Origin of the sequence: Kitasatospora sp. NPDC059577, from assembly GCF_042735475.1 — a bacterium.
Taxonomy (GTDB): Bacteria; Actinomycetota; Actinomycetes; order Streptomycetales; family Streptomycetaceae; genus Kitasatospora.
On the sequence record NZ_JBHWBZ010000112.1, the window covers coordinates 1 to 2,413 of the forward strand.

Here is a 2,413-nt window from a genome sequence, read left to right on the forward strand (position 1 = left end):
CCGGCGAGGTTGCTGTAGGCCGGGCTCTGCGACAGCGCCGACGCCGACACGACCGCGAGCGTGGTCGCGGCGAACGCCAGCGCGATCACGGCCCCAATACGCTTCCTGAAGTTCATCCTGCTGATCCCCCTGTTTTCTGACCGGCGACGCTTCATCACCGGGTGACTGCCGACATCGACCGTGACCCCTCGGCCACGATCGCGCACACCGAAAGGCTTGCCGCTACGGGCAGTTGCCGACCACGCCGGCGAGGTTGCTGTAGGCCGGGCTCTGCGACAGCGCCGACGCCGACACGACCGCGAGCGTGGTCGCGGCGAACGCCAGCGCGATCACGGCCCCGATGCGCTTCCTGAAGTTCATGACGGAATCCCCCTCTTCCAACCGACGGCGCTTCTCCGCCAGTTGGCCGACATGTGCCGGTGCGGGGAACCGCACGCAACAGGCGTCACACACCTCGGGCGGGCCCGGAAGTCGCTGCTCAGGCCCAGGGCAGTGCCGAGCGGGTGTGCCAGTACGCCCCGGCCGGTTCGGCCATGCCGTCGAGGGCCGCGAGGTCCTGCGGGGTGAGCCCCGCCCCGGCCGCGGTCAGGTTGGAGGCGAGCTGGTCGAGGGTGGCGGCGCCGGACAGGACGACGTCGGCCCAGGGCTGGGCGGCGGCTGCGGCCAGGGCGAGGGCGTCGGGGGTGGTGCCGGTGCGCTCGGCGAGGTCGCGCAGGGCGGCGGTGTCGGGGCCGGTGGCGTTGCGGCCGGCCAGGCGGCCGTTGGCCATGCCCTCCTTGACGACGACGAGCCAGCCGGCCGCGTGGGCGTCGGCGAGGGCGGGGGCGGCGGAGGTCTCCAGCAGGTTCCAGGTGGCCTGGACGGCGGTGAACAGTGGGCGGCCGGCCACGGTGACGGCGAGGGCCTCGCGGATGGTGTCGCCCTGGGCGGGGCCGCTGGTGGACAGGCCGACCCGGACGCCCTCGGCGGCGAGGGCGGCCAGCTTCTCGTGCAGGGCCGGGTCGGTGAGGGCGGGGCTGCCGGGGACGACGGAGTGGACGAGGTAGACGTCGAGGCGGTCGCCGAGCAGGGCGCGGGTTTCGCGGACCTGGCGGTCGAACACCGCCGTGGAGTGCTCCTTGACCTCGTGTGCGGCGACCCCGTCGGTCCGCCAGCCGGCCGTGTAGGTGTAGCCCCATTTGCTGCCGACCGTCACTTCGGCCGCCGCCTCGGGGTGTTCGTCCAGCCACTGGGCGAGGAACTCCTCGGCGCGGCCGTAGGAGCGGGCGGTGTCGAGGTAGCGCACCCCGGCGGCGTACGCGGCGTCGAGGAGGGCATGGGTGCGTTCGCGCAGCGCCTCGACGGTGCGGTCGGCGGGCAGGTCGGTGTCACGGCCGAGGGTGATGTAGCCGGGCCGGCCGACGGCGGCGGTGCCCAGTCCCAGGCGCGCGGGCTGCGGGCGGGCGGGGGCTCCGGTGGCGGGGTCGGTCGGCATGGCGTGGTCTCCTCGGGCGCGACGGTTCTCACCTGGGACTTTAGCCGTGCGCCGACGGGGCCCGGCGATCACGGCGGGCCCACGATCACGGCGGGCCCACGATCGCGGCGGCCGGCCGGACAGGGCCTACGGCTGCTGCTGCCGCTACGGCTACCAGGTGGCGCGCCGCACGGTCCGCCCGGGCACGGCCGCGGGGACGCCCTCGACGGGAACGCCCGGGACCGCGACGCCCGGGACCGCGACTCCGGGCCCGCCCGCCCCCGGCCCGCCCGACGACGAGGTGCGGACGGCCTGGACGGGCGCGGCGATCGACGCCGCGATCGGCACCCCGTTCGGACGGGCGGCGCGCAGCGGCGAGGCGGACGGCACGACGGCCGGGGCGAGGGCCTGGTCCAGTCGCAGGACGAAGTTGACGTAGTCCAGCGGCTTGCCCGGCTGGTGGCAGTCGTTGCTGGTGAGCAACTGGCTGCGCACGCCGTCGCGTTCGGTGACCGGTCCCGGGGTGGTGCGCAGGTTCGGCTGCCAGCTGCGCCCCCACAGGTGGTGTTCCAGGGACAGCGTCCAGCTGTCCTCGTCCACGTCGAGGGTCGCGCCGACCCGTCCGGCCAGCATCCGCAGGCCGTAGGGTCCGCGCACGACGGCCCGCTGGTCGAAGTCGGCGCTGCGTCCGACCACCGTGATCCGCCACGCTCCGTGGAACCTGAGCATGCCCGCCTCCTGACGCCCCGGCGTCCCCTCCGGCAGGGGGCGCCCTTCCACGTCTACGGACCCGGGCCCCTCCGCGGCTCACCCCGGGGGCGGTCGTCGGCCGCGCACCCGGTCGTCGGGGGGGGGGGGGGGCCGCGGGCGCGGCGCCCCCCCCCGGCCCCGCCGGGGGGGGGGGGGGGGGGGGGGGCGCGCCGCCCCCCCCCCCCCCACATAACCCCGCCGGGGTGGCAC

General features: G+C 76.1%; 3 protein-coding genes. All 3 read right to left on the reverse strand.

Annotated features, from left to right (window positions below; all coding sequences use genetic code 11):
• Window positions 1–222: 222 nt before the first annotated feature.
• Window positions 223–360: a hypothetical protein gene (locus ACFV0O_RS40740; protein WP_380349900.1), complete on the reverse strand. Its 138-nt coding sequence runs from the start codon at window positions 358–360 to the stop codon at window positions 223–225.
• 118 nt (window positions 361–478) lie between these two features.
• Window positions 479–1,474 carry an aldo/keto reductase gene (locus ACFV0O_RS40745; protein WP_380349903.1) on the reverse strand — a complete coding sequence of 332 codons (996 nt, stop codon included), beginning with the start codon at window positions 1,472–1,474 and terminating at the stop codon, window positions 479–481.
• A 150-nt stretch (window positions 1,475–1,624) separates the two neighbouring features.
• Window positions 1,625–2,182, reverse strand: a complete 558-nt coding sequence (locus ACFV0O_RS40750) for a hypothetical protein (RefSeq protein ID WP_380349906.1) — start codon at window positions 2,180–2,182, stop codon at window positions 1,625–1,627.
• Window positions 2,183–2,413: the final 231 nt, after the last annotated feature.

Excerpts from the sequence above, each read along its gene's own strand:
- ACFV0O_RS40745 (WP_380349903.1), bottom strand. The coding sequence starts at position 1,474 with ATGCCGACCGACCCCGCCACCGGAGCCCCCGCCCGCCCGCAGCCCGCG.
- ACFV0O_RS40740 (WP_380349900.1), bottom strand. The coding sequence starts at position 360 with ATGAACTTCAGGAAGCGCATCGGGGCCGTGATCGCGCTGGCGTTCGCC.
- ACFV0O_RS40750 (WP_380349906.1), bottom strand. The coding sequence starts at position 2,182 with ATGCTCAGGTTCCACGGAGCGTGGCGGATCACGGTGGTCGGACGCAGC.